This is a genomic window from Streptomyces sp. Alt3 (assembly GCF_030719215.1).
Classification (GTDB): Bacteria; Actinomycetota; Actinomycetes; order Streptomycetales; family Streptomycetaceae; genus Streptomyces; species Streptomyces glycanivorans.
This window is the reverse complement of sequence record NZ_CP120983.1, coordinates 7,740,292-7,755,847: the sequence shown is the minus strand read 5'-3', so window position 1 is coordinate 7,755,847 and position 15,556 is coordinate 7,740,292. Positions and strand designations below refer to the sequence as shown.

General features: G+C 71.2%; 11 protein-coding genes and 1 pseudogene. 3 read left to right on the top strand and 9 right to left on the bottom strand.

Annotated features, from left to right (window positions below; genetic code table 11):
• Positions 1 to 30: 30 nt before the first annotated feature.
• The 6 genes and pseudogenes from P8A20_RS34345 to P8A20_RS34320 all read right to left on the bottom strand — a co-directional run bounded on the left by P8A20_RS34345 (position 31) and on the right by P8A20_RS34320 (position 6,020).
• Positions 31 to 945, bottom strand: a complete 915-nt coding sequence (locus tag P8A20_RS34345) for a PfkB family carbohydrate kinase (protein ID WP_306104908.1) — start codon at positions 943 to 945, stop codon at positions 31 to 33.
• The gene (locus tag P8A20_RS34340; RefSeq protein WP_147960709.1) at positions 942 to 1,931 is read right to left on the bottom strand and encodes a zinc-dependent alcohol dehydrogenase family protein; all 990 of its coding nucleotides are present in this window, start codon (positions 1,929 to 1,931) and stop codon (positions 942 to 944) included. The genes P8A20_RS34345 and P8A20_RS34340 overlap by 4 nt, the downstream gene beginning before the upstream one ends.
• Entirely contained in the window at positions 1,931 to 2,809 is an 879-nt protein-coding gene (locus P8A20_RS34335) for a carbohydrate ABC transporter permease (protein ID WP_147960708.1), read from the bottom strand. The genes P8A20_RS34340 and P8A20_RS34335 overlap by 1 nt, the downstream gene beginning before the upstream one ends.
• Entirely contained in the window at positions 2,806 to 3,771 is a 966-nt protein-coding gene (locus P8A20_RS34330) for a carbohydrate ABC transporter permease (RefSeq protein ID WP_147960707.1), read from the bottom strand. Before P8A20_RS34330 ends, P8A20_RS34335 begins: the two co-directional genes overlap by 4 nt.
• Positions 3,768 to 5,125 (bottom strand): annotated as a pseudogene (locus P8A20_RS34325) (ABC transporter substrate-binding protein). The gene P8A20_RS34330 and the pseudogene P8A20_RS34325 overlap by 4 nt, the downstream one beginning before the upstream one ends.
• A gap of 133 nt (positions 5,126 to 5,258) precedes the next feature.
• A complete protein-coding gene (locus P8A20_RS34320) occupies positions 5,259 to 6,020 on the bottom strand; it encodes a DeoR/GlpR family DNA-binding transcription regulator (RefSeq protein ID WP_147960705.1) in 762 nt (253 codons plus the stop codon).
• A gap of 440 nt (positions 6,021 to 6,460) precedes the next feature.
• Here P8A20_RS34320 and P8A20_RS34315 point away from each other — a divergent pair, with 440 nt between their 5' ends.
• The 3 genes from P8A20_RS34315 to P8A20_RS34305 all read left to right on the top strand — a co-directional run bounded on the left by P8A20_RS34315 (position 6,461) and on the right by P8A20_RS34305 (position 9,790).
• Positions 6,461 to 8,176: a lysyl oxidase family protein gene (locus P8A20_RS34315; protein WP_306104907.1), complete on the top strand. Its 1,716-nt coding sequence runs from the start codon at positions 6,461 to 6,463 to the stop codon at positions 8,174 to 8,176.
• Positions 8,177 to 8,328: 152 nt separating this feature from the next.
• Positions 8,329 to 9,114: an SAM-dependent methyltransferase gene (locus P8A20_RS34310; RefSeq protein ID WP_306104906.1), complete on the top strand. Its 786-nt coding sequence runs from the start codon at positions 8,329 to 8,331 to the stop codon at positions 9,112 to 9,114.
• A 25-nt stretch (positions 9,115 to 9,139) separates the two neighbouring features.
• Positions 9,140 to 9,790: a class I SAM-dependent methyltransferase gene (locus tag P8A20_RS34305; protein WP_306104905.1), complete on the top strand. Its 651-nt coding sequence runs from the start codon at positions 9,140 to 9,142 to the stop codon at positions 9,788 to 9,790.
• 15 nt (positions 9,791 to 9,805) lie between these two features.
• Here the strand turns inward: P8A20_RS34305 and P8A20_RS34300 are convergent, their stop codons facing one another.
• The 3 genes from P8A20_RS34300 to P8A20_RS34290 form a co-directional block, all read right to left on the bottom strand.
• Entirely contained in the window at positions 9,806 to 12,508 is a 2,703-nt protein-coding gene (locus tag P8A20_RS34300) for a SpoIIE family protein phosphatase (RefSeq protein WP_306104904.1), read from the bottom strand.
• A gap of 81 nt (positions 12,509 to 12,589) precedes the next feature.
• On the bottom strand, positions 12,590 to 14,704 hold the full coding sequence (locus tag P8A20_RS34295; RefSeq protein WP_306104903.1) for an MMPL family transporter: 2,115 nt from the start codon (positions 14,702 to 14,704) through the stop codon (positions 12,590 to 12,592).
• A 119-nt stretch (positions 14,705 to 14,823) separates the two neighbouring features.
• Entirely contained in the window at positions 14,824 to 15,513 is a 690-nt protein-coding gene (locus P8A20_RS34290; RefSeq protein WP_306105231.1) for a YqjF family protein, read from the bottom strand.
• Positions 15,514 to 15,556: the final 43 nt, after the last annotated feature.

Genomic DNA, 15,556 nt, shown 5'->3' with positions numbered 1-15,556 from the left:
GGCGCGCATCCTGTGCCCTGCCTGTTTCCTTCAGGCGCCGGCCGGGACGGAGGGTTCCGTGCCCGCCCTGGCGCACACCGAGGCAGCGGCCTCGGAGGCGGCGGACAACATGTCCCGCACCTCCTCGGGATCCGGTGCCGCGGTGAAGGAGCCGCGGGCGCCCAGCCGGGTCAGCAGCCCGGCGGCGAACGCGTCCCCCGCGCCGATCGTGTTGACGACCTCGACCGGTGTGGCCGGGACGGACACGGGTGGTCCGGTCGCCGTGTACGCCGTGCTGCCCCTCGCGCCCCGGGTGAGGACCACGAGCCGTCCCCCGGCCGCCAGTTCCCGGCAGGTCTCCTCCGGGTCGGCACCCGGCCACAGCCGCTCCAGGTCCTCGTCGCTGGCCTTCACGACGTGGGCGAGGCGGCAGAGTTCGCGCAGCGCCGCCGCGCCGTGGTCCGCACCGAGGGTGCGGTCCCGGCGGACGTTGGGGTCCACGACGAGGAGCGAGTGCCGGGCGGCCGCGCGGGCGGCCTCCCGGACGGCCGACGCCGCGGGCTCCACGACGGCCGCGAGTCCGCCCACGTACACGGCTCCGAACCCGGCGGCCCGTGCGGACACGTCCGGCAGCCTGAAGGTCGCCGTTTCCTGGAGGTGGAAGTGGTAGCCCGTTCCCCCGGCGTCCGGTTCGGCGACGGCCAGCGCGGTAGGCAGGCCGCTGCGTCCGCACAGCGTGACGTCGGCCCCGGCCGCACGCAGCCGCTCCTCGATCATGCGGGCGAAACCGTCGCCGCCCAGTCCCCCGGCGAACGAGACCGGGGTGCCGAGCCTGGCCAGTCCGACAGCCACGTTGGCCGGGGCGCCGCCGAACTGGGCCGCGCGTACGCCGCCGTCCCCGGCCACGGGGACGAGGTCGACGAGCGCCTCGCCCACCACGAGGACCGCACCGGGTCCTCCCGTCACGGCTCGACCACGATCTTGCGGCCGACACCGGCCTTGAAGCGGTCGACGGCCTGCGGGTACTGGTCCAGCGGCAACCGGTCACTGATGAAGACCGAGGGGTCCAGGATCCCGGTGGCGAAGAGGGCCGCCGCGCGTTCGTAGCTGTGCAGGACGGCCATCGAACCGGTGATGGTGATCTCCTGGTTGTAGATGCGGTACGGCTCGATGACCGCCGTCGTCGCGTAGTCGGCCACCCCGAACTGGAGGAAGGTCCCGCCCTTGGCGACGCGCCCCAGACCGTCCTGGATCGCGGCCGCGTTGCCCGTCGCGTCGATGACGACGTCCCAGCCGCCGGGACGGTCCAGCTCGTCGGCCCCGGCCGCCGAGCGGGAGCAGCCGAGGAGACCGGCCGTGGCGAGGCGCTCCGGGTTGACGTCCAGGACGTCCACGCCCGCCGCCCCGGTGCGCTTGGCGAGCTCCAGCATCATGAGGCCCATGGTCCCCGAGCCGTAGATCAGCACCTCGGCGCCGAGTGTGCTGTTCAGGACGTCGTAGCCGCGGACCGCGCAGGACAGCGGCTCGATCAGGGCGGCGTCCTTGACGTCGATGTGGTCGGGCAGCTTGACGCAGTTGGCGACGGGGGCGACGGCGTACTCGGCCGCTCCGCCGGAGACGGTGACACCGATGGCGGCCCAGCGTTCGCAGAGGTTCCCCCGTCCGCTGCGGCAGTAGCGGCACTCGTGACAGTGCAGGGAGGGGTCGACGGCGACGCGGTCGCCGACGGCCAGCTCCGTGACCTCACGTCCGACGCCCACGATCTCCCCGGCGAACTCGTGGCCGGGGACGAGAGGCAGGGACGGTGCGAACTCGCCCTGCAGGATGTGCAGGTCGGTGCCGCACAGTCCGCACGAGGCGACGTCCACGACGACGTCGCGCGGGCCTGGGGTGGGGTCGGGGACGGTGGTGACGGAGACCTTGCCGGGGGCTTCGACGATCGCTGCCCGCATTATTTCACTGCTCCAAGAGACAGGCCCTGGACGAGTTTGTCCTGGGCGGCGTAGCCGGCGGCGAGCACCGGCAGGGACACGACGACGGACGCGGCACACAGCTGGGCCAGGAAGAGGCCCTGGCTGGTGACGAATCCGGTGAGGAAGACGGGTGCGGTCTGGGCCACGACGCCGGTGAGCACCCGCGCGAAGAGCAGTTCGTTCCAGCTGAAGATGAAGCAGATCAGGGCGGTGGCGGCGATGCCCGGCGCGGCCATCGGCGCGACGACCCTGGCCAGGACGGTCGGCAGCCGTGCGCCGTCCACCTGGGCGGCCTCGATGACGGACACCGGGACGTCCGCGAGGAAGGACTGCATCATCCAGACCGCGATCGGCAGGTTCATCGAGGTGTAGAGCAGGACGAGGAGCCAGATGTTGTCGAGCATCCCCGCGTTCTTGGCGAACAGGTAGATGGGCAGGAGCCCCGCGACGACGGGCAGCATCTTCGTGGAGAGGAAGAAGAACATCACGTCCGTCCACTTGCGTACGCGCCGGATGGAGAGGGCGTACGCGGCCGGGAGCGCCAGCAGGAGCACCAGGACGGTGGAGAAGAAGGACGCGCCCAGGGAGTTGAGGAGCGGAGGCCACGGGGTGACACCGGTGTCGGCTCCGAAGAAGGCCCGGTAGCCGTCGAGGGTGAGCGGCGCGAAGAGGGAGGGCGGGTTGGTGGCGGCGTCCGACTCCGCGTGCAGCGAGGTCAGCAGCATCCACAGGGCGGGCAGGCAGAAGGCGAGCCCTGCCGCCCAGGCCAGCAGGCCGAGCGCGGTGGAGCGGCGCCTGGCCCTGCGCAGGGTGCCTCGCGCGGACGGGGTCGGCGCGGGGACGGTGGCGGTGGTCATGCGCGGTTCGCCTCCTCACTGAAGAGGGACGAGACGGTCCGGAGCGCGAAGGTGGCGATGATGATCGTGCCGATCACCACGACGACTCCCGCGGCGGACGCCAGTCCGTATTCGTGGGCCTGGTAGAAGGTCTGGTAGATCGTGTACGGAAGGTTGGCCGTGTCGAGTCCGCCCGCGGTGATCGTGAACACCGCGTCGAAGTTCTGCACGATGTAGACGGCGCCGAGCAGGACGCCGAGTTCGAGGTACCGGCGCAGGTGGGGCAGGGTCAGATAGCGGAAGGTCTGCCAGGCGCTCGCCCCGTCCAGGCGCGCGGCCTCCACGACCTCCGCGGGCCGGCTCTGGAGCCCGGCGAGCAGGATCAGCATCATGAACGGCGTCCACTGCCAGACCAGCGCGGCGATGACCGCGAGCAGGGGCATCTGCGCGATCCAGTCCGGCTGGCTCGGGGTCGTGTCGCCGAAGAGCTCACCGACCCAGCTGAGCGCGCCGTTGAGGAGTCCGTACTCCGGGTTGTACAGCGCGTGCTTCCACAGCAGCGCGGCGGAGACGGGCACGATCAGGAACGGCGTGATGAGCAGGGTGCGGACGAGGCCGCGGCCGAAGAACGCGCGGTCCAGGAGCAGCGCGAGGGCCAGTCCGAGGACCACGGTGGCGATGACCACGCCCGCGGTCAGCAGGATGGTGGTGACGACCGAGTCGCGGAGTGCGGCGTCGGTGAAGACGGAGGCGTAGTTGTCCAGCCCGTTGAAGGCGCGCTTGTCGGGGTTGAGGGAGTTCCAGTCGAAGAGGGAGATGACCAGGGTCGCCACGAACGGCAGCTGGGTGACGACGATCAGGAAGACCAGCGCGGGCAGGAGCGGGGCCCTGGTGGCCCAGGCCCGGGGGCCTTTGCTCCTGCGGTCGGGCGTGGCTGTCGGCCGTGGTGGTGACTGCGGGGTGGTGCCGACTGCTGTGGTCATCGGTACTCCTTGGCGACCTGCTCGGCCATCTGCTGGGAGGTGGCCAGCGCCTTGTCGACGGACTGGCGGCCGGCTATGGCCGCGCTGATCTCCTGGGCGACCCTGGTGCCGAGATCGGTGAACTCGGGGATGCCGACGAACTGGATGCCGGGCACCGGACGCGGCTGGACGCCCGGGTTCTTCGGGTCGGCGCCGGAGATGGCCTGCTCGGTGACGTCCGCGAACGCCCCGGCCGCCTTGCGGTATTCGGGGTTCTCGTAGGTGGAGGCCCGTTTTCCGGCCGGTGCGTTGGACCAGCCGCTGGTTTCACCGACGAGCGACTCGTACTCCTTGCTGGAGGCCCAGGAGACGAACTTCCAGGCGTCGTCGGACTTCTTGGATGCCTTCTGGATGCCCCAGGCCCAGGTGTAGAGCCATCCGGAGCTCTTGGTCTCCTCGACCGGCGCGGGTACGTAGCCGATCTTCCCCTTCACCGGGGAGTTCGCCGCCTCCAGGGAGCCGGCGCGGCCGTGGCGTCGTACCACATGGCGGTCTTGCCCTGGGTCATGTTGTTGAGGCACTCGGCGTACCCGGACTGGGACGCCCCGCGTTCACCGTGCTTGCGCACGAGGTCGACGTAGAACTTCGTGGCCTTCTTGAACTCGGGCGAGGTGAGCTGCGGCTTCCAGTCCTCGGTGAACCAGGTGCCGCCCATGGTGTTGACGACGGTGGTCAGCGGTGCGACGAGTTCGCCCCAGCCGGGCAGTCCGCGCAGACAGATGCCCTTCATGCCGGGCTCGGCGCCGTCGGCCTCCGCCGCGAGGCCGGCCACCTCCGTCCAGGTGGGGTGCGGGGGCATCTTCAGGCCCTTCGCCTCGAAGACGTCCTTGCGGTACATGAGGAAGGACGACTCCCCGTAGAAGGGTTCGGCGTAGAGCTTGCCCTCGGCGGTGAGCGAGTCCCTCAGGGGTTCGAGGATGTCGTCCTGGTCGAAGTCCGCGTCCTGCTCGGCGTAGGTGTCGAGCGGGTGCAGCCAGTCGTTCTTCGCGAAGAAGGGCACCTCGAAGTTGCTGATGGTGCCGACGTCGTACTGTCCGGCCTGGTTGGAGAAGTCCTGGCTGATCTTGTCGCGGACGTCGTTCTCCGGGAGCACGGTGAAGTGCACCTTGATGCCGGTCTCCGCGGTGAAGTGCTCGGCGGTGAGCTTCTGCAGCTCGACCATCTGAGGGTTGTTCACCATGAGTACGTTCAGGGCGTCACCCCCTCCGAAGGCGGTCCCGCCGGCTCCGGCGCAGCCGGTGCCGAGAAGGGCCATGGCTGCCGTGCCCGCGACCGCACGCACGCGGGTCCCGCGGCGTCGTTGCTGGTGGGGCATAAAGTCTCCTGATCGGTCGTAGCGGCTCGTTGATCGGTGCCCGTGGTCCTCGGTCCTCCTGGCCGCTCCGGGCATGGCGGGGCCGGCCTCCGGCCTCCTGGCGGGGACGAGGTGGGGAAGGGGCGGGTCCGGGTCAGACCCGGATCACGTTGGGGCCGAGCAGGGAGTAGCGCTGGGCCTCGGCCGAGGGCAGCCCGGTGTCGGTGACGACGGCTTCGAAGTCGCCGACGCCCGCGAAGCGGCAGAAGCTCACCGCTCCGAACTTCGAGTGGACCCCGGCGAAGACACGGCGTCGGGCGCTGCGCATGGCCTGCGCCTTGACCTCGCCCACCGCCGGGTCGGGGGTGGTCAGCCCGTACTGGCGGGAGATGCCGTTCGCTCCGACGTAGGCCAGGTCGATGACGAAGTCGGCCAGCATGCGGGTGGCCCAGTGGTCGACGGTGGCCATGGTGCTGCCGCGCAGGCGCCCGCCGAGCAGGAGTACGGCGGTCTTCTCCACGTCCGCGAGGACCGTGGCGACGGCGAGGGAAGCCGTGACCACGGTCAGCGGCCGGTCCTTGGGAAGGGCCTCGGCGATGAGCTGCGGGGTGAAGCCCTCGTCGACGAACACCGTCTCGGCGTCACCGAGCAGGTCGGCGGCGGCCTTCGCGATGCGCGACTTCTGCGGCACGTGGTGGGTGGTGCGCATGGCCAGGGTCGTCTCGAATCCCGCGCTCTCGACCGGGTACGCGCCACCGTGCGTGCGCCGCACGAGGCCGTGCTCCTCAAGGGTGTGCAGATCGCGCCTGATGGTCTCCTTGGCCACCTCGAACCGTTCGGCCAGCCGGTTCACGTCGACCGCCCCGTCCTGTCGGGCCGTCTCCAGAATTGCCCGTCGCCGTTCCTCGGTGCCCACGACACATCCCTGCACTAGTACGGATCCGGTGTGGTCCCGGCGTCCGTTCGGGCCCATGCATCGTTTGTACAAGCAGAAACGGCAGTACGACCAGCACCTTCGCGTCACGGCCTGCGCCCGTTCATGCCCGTTTCACCACAGGTTTCCGCACTGGTGGCCCGGGATCCGGCGACGACGGTGCGTCCGGAGAGCGCCCGGTCGATCTTTTCCTGTGCCCGCTCGGTGCCCGTATGCGGTCACACGACGTCAGGACCTCTAGCACGGCCGGCCCGGAAGCACAGGAGGAACGGCCGGTAAATGTCTGATTGCACACCTGAAAACATGATTTCGGCCAACAATCCGTGTCTCAGGCCCCTTCGGACAACCTCTGGCCCGGCAGGCGCCTCTCATGGGCAAAAGCGACTCCACCGCCCCACCGGGCACCCGGACATCGGAGAACGATGAGCACCAGAACCCCCCGCAGCCGGCTGTGGCGCCCGGTGGTCGCCGCCGCCGCGGCGATCGCCGTGACCGCGGGCGTGGCCGCCGCCACGCCGGACACGAAGAAGGCGGCAGCCGTCCCGCAGCTCGGCCTCGTCGCAGCGTCGGACTCGGTGACGCTCGACTCCTGGAAGGAGGATCCCGGCGTCTACCTGGACCTCGGGACCTACCTCACCGCCTCCGGCGCGCCGCTCGAACTGCGCGTGACCAGGAAGAGCTACAAGGACCCGGTCGTCGCCACCCAGGTCATCCGCGAGGGGACGAAGACCCGGACCCGGACCCTGCCCGCCGGGCTGGTCAAGAACTTCTCGGGGCTGCCCGGCTTCATCCGCGTCAAGGTCCGGGACGCCGGGGGCAGGACGGTGGCGATCCGCACGGAGTCGTTCTGCCCGAACAACGCTTCGGGCAGGATCCGTCCGGACGCCCCGTCCACGTCGAAGTATCCCGAGAGCTGTCCCGTGAATCCCTTCACTCTCGGCTCGGTGTGGGGTGTCGAGGAGGGCTGGGCGTCCAACACCTACGCCGGCTACTACTCGGCGCCGGTCGTCCTTCCTGCCGGCAAGTACACCGCGGAGGTGTCCGTCAGCAAGCGCTACCGGGACATCTTCCAGATCGCCGACGCGTCGAAGACGGTCAAGGTCACGGTGCGCGAGCGCAGTTGGGAGGAGGAGAGCCCCGCTCCCTCCCCGGCGGCCCGCTCCGCGTCCGGGCACGCGGGCCACGGGGCAGGCCACTCGGCCCATGCCGGTCACACCGCGGCCCGCCCGCCCGCCCCGGTGGCCGCGACCACCGGCGCCGGCACCTCGTACAACGTGGGCCACGGTCCCTACGCGCCCGCGCCCGCCGCTCTGCCCTGGGCTGCCGCGCGACAGGGCTTCCGCGCTGCCGGGGGCGACGGACCGGGACGTACGGACGGCTCCCGGCAGGCGCCCGCAGTGCAGCCGAACGCCCAGCGTCCGACGGGCAGGGCGGCCGTGCCGGATGTACCCAAGCCCGACCTGCGCTCCCTGCCCGCCTACGGCATCACCATCGGCGCGGGTGACGGCGGGGAGCCCGGCAAGGACTACCTGGCCTTCAGCGCCAACGTGTGGAACGCGGGTCCCGCGCAGTTGGTGGTGGACGGCTTCCGGAAGCCCGGCAACGCGCTTATGGACGCCTACCAGTACTTCTACGACGCCTCGGGCAAGCAGGTCGGCTACACCCCGACCGGCACCATGGAGTGGGACCCCCGCCCGGGTCATGAGCACTGGCACTTCACCGACTTCGCGAGCTACCGACTGCTGAAGGCCGACAAGAAGGAGACCGTGCGCAGCGGCAAGGAGGCATTCTGCCTGGCCAACACCGACGCGGTCGACTACACGGTGGAGAACGCCAACTGGCACCCGGACAACACGGATCTCTCCACGGCCTGCGGCCAGGAGAACTCCATCTCCGTGCGGGAGGTGCTCGACGTGGGTTCCGGTGACACGTACACCCAGGACCTCCCCGGGCAGTCCTTCGACATCACAGGACTGCCGAACGGCACCTACTTCATCCAGGTGCTGGCCAACCCGGAGAACCGGCTCAAGGAGACCGACCTCAGCAACAACAGCGCCCTGCGCGAGGTGGTTCTGGGCGGCAAGCCCGGCGCCCGCACGGTGACCGTGCCCAAGCACGACCTGGTCGACGCTCCCTGACCCACGCAGAGCCCGTCAGCGCGGCCCCCAGGGACCTTCCCCGGGGGGCCGTCGCCGTGACGACGCGGAGCCGCCAACTGCCTCTCGCGGCACGGTTGCTGTGGCAGACTTCGCGGGTGCTGCGGTCCACCTCATCTGCAACGGAGCTCGTCATGACGACTGGGACACCTCACCCCCCGATCGACACCAGCAGGCCCCACTCGGCACGCGTCTACGACTCGTTGCTCGGCGGCAAGGACAACTACCCGGTCGACCAGGCCGTGGCCGAGCAGCTGCCGGCCGAGGCGAAGACCGGGGCATTCCAGAACCGTGCCTTCATGAACCGCGCTACGGCCTGGCTGGCCGGCGAGGGAGTCAGCCAGTTCCTCGACATAGGCACGGGGATCCCGACCGCGCCGAACCTGCACCAGATCGCCCAGCGGGTCGATCCGCGGGCGCGGGTCGTCTACTGCGACAACGACCCGATCGTCCTGCGGCACGCGGAGGCCCTCCTGGTCAGCCACCCGGAGGGGGCCACCGACTACGTGCACGCGGACGTGCTCGAGCCGGCCACGATCATCGAGGCGGCCCGCAAGGTCCTGGACTTCGACCAGCCCATCGCCCTGTCGCTCCTGGGGCTCCTCCACTTCCTCCCCGACGACGTCGACCCGCGGGGCATCGTGCGCACGCTGACGGCCACCTTGGCGCCCGGGAGCTACGTGGTGCTGTCCCAGGGCGCCTCGGACGTGAATCCCGAGCGCGGGGAGCAGGGCGCGGCCGAGTACGGCAAGGGCGGCATCCGGCTCGCGCTGCGCACCCGCGCCGAGTTCGCCCGTTTCTTCGAAGGCCTGGACATCGTCGAGCCGGGTCTGGTGACGGCTCCCGAGTGGTTCCGCGGCACGCCTGCGCCTGAGCAGGAGCTGAGCGGCGTCTACGTCGCTGTCGCCCGTATCCCGTAGTTCCGGTCCGGCAGGGGAGGTCCTCATGGCCGACGGCCACCAGCACGCGGCAGCCGAGGCGTTCGACGCCATCGGCGCCGACTACGAGCGGGCCTTCGCCGGCTCGCTCGCGCACCGACGCTCCCTGGACAGGCTGCTGGCGCGGCTGGGTCCGCGGAGCAGGGTTCTGGACGTCGGCAGCGGGACCGGCCGGCCGACGGCCCACACCCTGGCGGCCGCCGGTCACGAGGTGCTGGGTGTCGACGTGTCGCCCGTCATGGTGGAACTGGCGTCCCGCCGGGTTCCCGAGGCCTCCTTCCGCTGCGCCGACATCCGGGAGGTTTCGCTGGAGGAGGCGAGCTTCGACGCGGTCTGCGTCTACTTCTCGTTGCTGCAGATGTCGCGTGACGAGCAGTCCTCGCTCGTGCGCCGCCTGGCGGGGGCGCTGAGGCCGGGCGGGCATCTGGTGCTGGCGACCGTACCGCTGGACGTGCAGGACGTGGGCGCCGTGTTCATGGGCCGGCATGTGCGGGTGACCAGTTTCGGCCCCGAGGCGTTCAGGGCGCTGGCCACGGGTGCCGGGCTCTCCGTCGTGGACGAGGAACGGACGGTCTTCACCCCTGACCGTCCCGGAGCCTCGGCCGAACCCCACCTCTTTCTGCACTGCCGCCGGGAACGGGTGGGCCCGGGGGCCTGACGCGGCCGAACCGCGTCACAGCGGCCCGCCGGCCCCGGGCTGCAGGACCTGTTCCGTCCAGATCACCTTGCCGCCGTCGTCGGTGTAGCGGGTGCCCCAGCGTTCGGCCAGCTGGGCGACGAGGAACAGGCCTCTGCCTCCCTCGTCCATGCTTGCCGCCTGGCGCAGATGGGGCGAGGTGCTGCTGCGGTCGGACACCTCGCAGATCAGCGTCCTGTCACGGATCAGCCGGACTCGGATGGGGCCGGTGGCGTAACGGATGGAGTTGGTGACCAGTTCGCTGAGGATCAGCTCGGTCGTGAACGCCTCCTCGACCAGATCCCACTCGGTCAGTGTGCGGGAGACGTCGGACCGGACGCGGGCAACCGCCGAGGGGTCGGAAGGCACGTCCCACTCGGCCACGTTCTCCGTGGCGAGGCGACGGGTGCGGCCGACGAGCAGGGCGACGTCGTCACGGGCCCTGGTGGGTACAAGGACGCGGAGTACGGCCTCGCAGGTCTCCTCAGGGGTCCGGTCGGGATGCCCGGACAGCGTCCGGCGCAGCCGTTCGAGTCCTACGTCGATGTCGCGGCGCCGGTCCTCGACCAGCCCGTCGGTGTAGAGCACCAGCCGGCTGTCCTGTGCGAGCTGTACGTCGAGGGTCTCGAAGGGCATGCCGCCGAGCCCCAGGGGCGGGCCACCTGGCACGTCCGCGAAGACGGCCTCGCCCTCGGGGCTGACGATCACGGGCTGGAGGTGGCCGGCCCGCGCCATGGTGCAGCGCCCGGAGGCCGGGTCGTAGATCGCGTAGAGACAGGTGGCCCCGGTGACACCCGCCCCGTCGGAGCCGTTGGCCGACTCGTCCAGGTCGATGCGGGTCACCAGTTCGTCCAGGTGCCACAGGAGCTCGTCGGGGGGCAGGTCGAGGCTGGAGAAGTTGTGGACCGCGGTACGGAGGCGTCCCATGGTGGCGGCGGCGTGGAGCCCGTGTCCGACCACGTCACCGACCACGAGGGCGACCCGGGCGCCGGGCAGCGGGATGATGTCGAACCAGTCGCCGCCGACACCGCCCAGCCCGCCGAGCCCTGCCTGGGCGGGGAGATAGCGGTAGGCGGCGTCGATGGCACTCTGGTCGGGGAGCCCCTGCGGCAGCAGACTGCGCTGCAGGGTGACCGCCACGTTGTGCTCGCGCGAGTAGCGGCGCGCGTTGTCCATGCTCACCGCGGCGCGCGCGACGATCTCCTCCGCGACGGACAGGTCCTCGTCCTCGAACGGCTCGGGCCTCTGCGCGCGCCAGAACATGGCCACTCCGAGGACGACACCCCTGGCTCGCATCGGGACGGCGATCAGCGAGTGGAATCCACACTCCACGATGCGCTCGGCCCGTTCCGGGTGCTGCTGCTCCCAGCCGGAACGGCGCGCCAGATCGGTGTCGAGGACGGACCGGCCCCTGAGCAGACCGGCCCCGATGTCCGTGGACGGCAGGAAACGGATGACCGCGCCCAGCGGATAGAGACCCGTGTCGTCGCGGGCGCCGCTGAACGCCGAACGGCGCAGTCCGTCGGTGGACGCGCGGACGGCCGTGGGTTCCTCCCCGCGCAGCACGCCCTCGGCCAGGTCCACGGTGGCGTAGTCGGCGAACCTCGCCGTGGCGAACTCCGCCAGCTCCTCGCACGTCCGGATGACGTCCAGGGCGGTGCCGATCTCCGTTCCGGCGTCGTAGAGGAGCTTCAGCCTGCCGCGTGCGGTGGCTGCCTTGCCCGAGAGGGCCTGCAGCTCCGTGGTGTCCCGCAGCGTCGTCACGTTGCCGGGCGGACCGCCGTCCCGGTCGGTGGCCCGCTGGCTGACGGCGAGCAGGCGGTCGCCCACGGCGTGGACCTCGTCGGTGGCGGTGCGTCCGGAGACCAGCATGGCGGTCATCACCGGGTCGAGTCCCAGCTCGGAGACGGGTGTGCCCTCGACGTCCGGACCGAGGTCCAGGAGCCGTCGTGCCTCGTCGTTGGCCAGCAGGAGCAGTCCGTCGCCGCCGACGATCACCACGCCCTCCCGCACGGCGTGCAGAACTGCGTCGTGGTGCTCGTACATCCGGGTCATCCCGGTGGGGCCGAGGCCGTGGGTCTGGCGGTCGAGACGTCTGGTGACGAGCGCCGTACCGCCCATGGCGAGCAGCAGTATTCCGGCGGCGGAGCCGAAGAGGAGCGGGAACTGGTCCTCGGCGACTCCGCTGACCTTGCTGATGGTGATGCCGGCGGACACCAGGCCCACCACTTCGCCGTTCGCGCCGGTCACGGGCACCACCGCCTGGACGAGCGGGCCGATGGTCCCGTCGATCTTCTCCGTCACGACGTGGCCGTCGAGGGCGGGTGCCAGCTCGCCGACGAACTTCTTGCCGATGCGGTCGGGCAGCGGGTGGGTGTACCGGACGCCGTTCAGGTTCAGGACGACCACGAAGTCGACTCCGGACCCTTTCCGCGCGGCCTCGGCCTTCGGCTGGAGCACAGCGGTGGGGTCGGGGCTCTTCAGCGCGGCTTCCATGCCCGGGCCGCTGGCGAAGGCCTCCGCCACGGCGACCGAGCGGTTGCGTGCCTCGCGTTCGCTGTCGGCGTGGGACTGCAGCACGAGCGCGGTCGCGGAGGCAGCGACGAGCAGCACCACGATCGCCACCTGCAGGAGGAAGACCTGACCAGCGAGGCTTCTCATCCGGAGAAACGAACGCGGGCGGCCGTAGCGTCCGGCCATGCCCCCCTTTCTACACCCTGGTCATACGCCGGGCGAGCCGTGCGCCGCGGCCCCCGGAGCCGTGCGGGCCGGGGCCGGCTCTCAGCGGACGGCGGGTCCGCGCGCCGACCCGCCGTCCTCGTGGGCGAACCGGTGCGGCCACCAGACGCGCGGTCCGATGTCCAGGAAGAGGGAAGTGACCAGCACGGAGCGGACGACCAGCGTGTCCAGCAGGACCCCCAGGGCCACCGCGAAGCCGATCTCCGCGAAGGCCACCACCGGGAGTGTCCCGAGTGCGGCGAAGGTACCGGCCAGGACGAGGCCCGCCGAGGTGATGACCGCGCCGGTGGCGGCGAGCCCGGTGACCACGCCCGCGCGGGTGCCCTGGTGCAGGGCCTCCTCGCGGATCCGGGTGGTCAGGAAGATGTTGTAGTCGATGCCGAGCGCCACCAGGAACACGAACACGAAGAGCGGGAAGTCCGTGGTCTCACCCGCGTAGTCGAACACATGGCGGAAGACGAGGGCGCTGACGCCCAGCGCGGCGGCGAAGGACAGCACGACGGTGGCGATCAGCAGCAGGGGCGCCAGCAGGGCGCGCAGCACCAGCGCGAGGATGATCAGTACCACCAGCAGCACGAGGGGGATGATCAGCACGTTGTCGTGCCGGGTGGCGTCGTCCATGTCGAGTGCCGCCGCCGTGTCGCCGCCCACCAGCGCGTCCGCGCCGGTGATCGGGTGCACGGCGTCCCTGACCCGCTCGACGGTGCGTTCCGCGGCGTCGCTGTCGCCGGCGTCGGTGAGGGTGGCCTCGAAGATGGCCCGGCCCTCGTGCACGGGGCGGGTGCCGGGCGGCACGACGAGGGATCCCGGGAGGACCCCGCTGGTCCCTTCCACGGCGGCACGCACCTGGCCGCTCCGGTCCGCCGCCGCGATCACTACGAGCGGGCTGCCGGCACCGGCCGGGAAGTAGCGTTCCTGGATCTCCTGCCCGGCGACGGAGTCCGGTGTGCCGGGGAAGGAGTCGGCGTTGCTGAGTCCGGCGGCACGCAGCTGGAGGAGGCCCAGGGACAGTGCGGCCAGCACCAGGGCGGTCCCCACCCAGATCCTGCGCGGGTGGGCGGCCAGCCGCTGCCCGGTCCGTGCCCAGAACCCGTGCTCGGTGGGCTCCGGCGTGCCGAGGCGCGGGACGGCCGGCCAGAAGATCCAGCGCCCGAAGATGACCAGAAGCGCGGGGAGGAGGGTGAGCATGGCGATCAGCGCGATGGCCACCCCGATGGCGGCCACGGGTCCCAGGCCCCGGGTCGAGTTCATCTCGGCGGCCAGCAGGACGAGCATGCTCAGCACCACGGTTCCGCTGCTGGCCAGCACGGCCGGCCCAGCTCGGTGCAGGGCCCGGGCCATGGCCTCGTGGCGGTCCTCGTGGCGGCGCAGCTCCTCGCGGTACCGGGCGACGAGCAGCAGGGCGTAGTCCGTGCCGGCGCCGAAGACCAGCACGGTCAGGATGCCCGCGCTCTGACCGTTCACGGTGAGTCCCGCGTGAGCCGCGAGCAGATAGATGACGGCCTGTGCGGTGAGGAGCGCGGCGACGACCGAGACCACGGGCAGCACGAGCAGCGTCGGGCTGCGGTAGGTGATCAGCAGCATGACGATCACCACGGCGAGCGCGGCCAGGAGCAGGGTCGAGTCGATGCCCGAGAAGGCGTCGGCAGAGTCGGCGGCGACCCCTCCGGGGCCCGTGACGTGGACCGTGAGCCCTCCGCCTCCGTCCCCCACGATGTCCCGTACGGAGTCGACGGCGGGGCCGATCCGTTCCCAGCCCTTCTCGTCCATGGTGATCGGCACGAAGATCTGGGCGGCCGAGGGCGCGGCCTTCCTGTCGTAGAGCGGACCTCGGGTCTCCTCGCCGCGTACGCCGTGGGCGCTCAGCGTCGTGAGCTGCCGCTCGTCCCCGGTGATCCGGGCGCGGTCCGCCGCGGTCAGGCCGCCGTCACGGGCGTACACGACGATGGCGGTGATGATCTCGGGCCGGAACTCCTTGGACTCCTCCCAGACCCGCGTGGACTCGGCGCTGCTCGGGAGCCAGGAGGCCGCGTCGTTGTCCTGGGCGCCCATGAGCTTGCCCGCGAGCGGCGCCGCGATGACGAGGACGACGAGCCACAGCACCACGACGAGCCATTTGGTGCGGCGTCCGCACAACAGCCTGGCCACTCCACGCATGCCGCTCCCGCCCCTTCGTCCTGTCCCGTGGCGGCGAGATTAGGGCGGCGCGGGGCTTGCGCGGGGTGCGACATGCGGTGGGCGCCGGGCCGGGGGCTCCGGCCGGGCCGTTGTCACTCCTACGGACGGGCGGGGCGGCCGAAGCGGACCGGGACCCCCGGTGAGTACAGGACGCTCACCGGCGCACCGGCGGGTGCGGGAAGGCCGGCCGCCGTCACCAGGTTCTCGTCGCACTCCAGGAGCTGTGCGTGGTGCAGTGGCCAGCGGGGGTGTGCGTTCGGGAGGTACATCGCGCGCCCGTGAAAGGTGCTGTGCATGCCCCAGCGCGCGGTGAGGAAGTGCTCCAGCTCGCTGGGCTCCTCGATGCGCCCGCCGGTGCGCAGCACGATCCGGCTGTGGGCGCCCCGGGGCCCGGGGAGGCGCCTTCTGCTGGTGTAGGTGAGGGTGTCGGCGTCGCGCCGGACGGTCATCCGGGACCATACGTAGGGCAGCCGGAACGCGGTCCGGGCGACCGCCACGGGGATCAGCCTGGAGGCGTCGAGCGAGCGGAAGACCACCCCGCGCCTGCCGTGCTCGTCGCGGGAGTACAGCCGGACGTTGGTCTCGGGGAAGGTGCCCAGGTAGGGGATGCCGGGGAGGCGGAACCAGCCGACGCGGTGCATCCGGAAGGCGACGAGCCCGACGTAGGTGACTCCGTCCAGGGTGTCGGGCACGGTTCCGGCGGGCAGGAGTGGCGCCACGTCCCCCGGGTCGGCCGCCCAGTGCAGGAATGCCAGGTCCAGCCAGGACTGCGTCATCAGCGGATTCATCGCCGGGTGTGGCGGGTCGGGGGTGACGGGCTGCGGCGTTCGG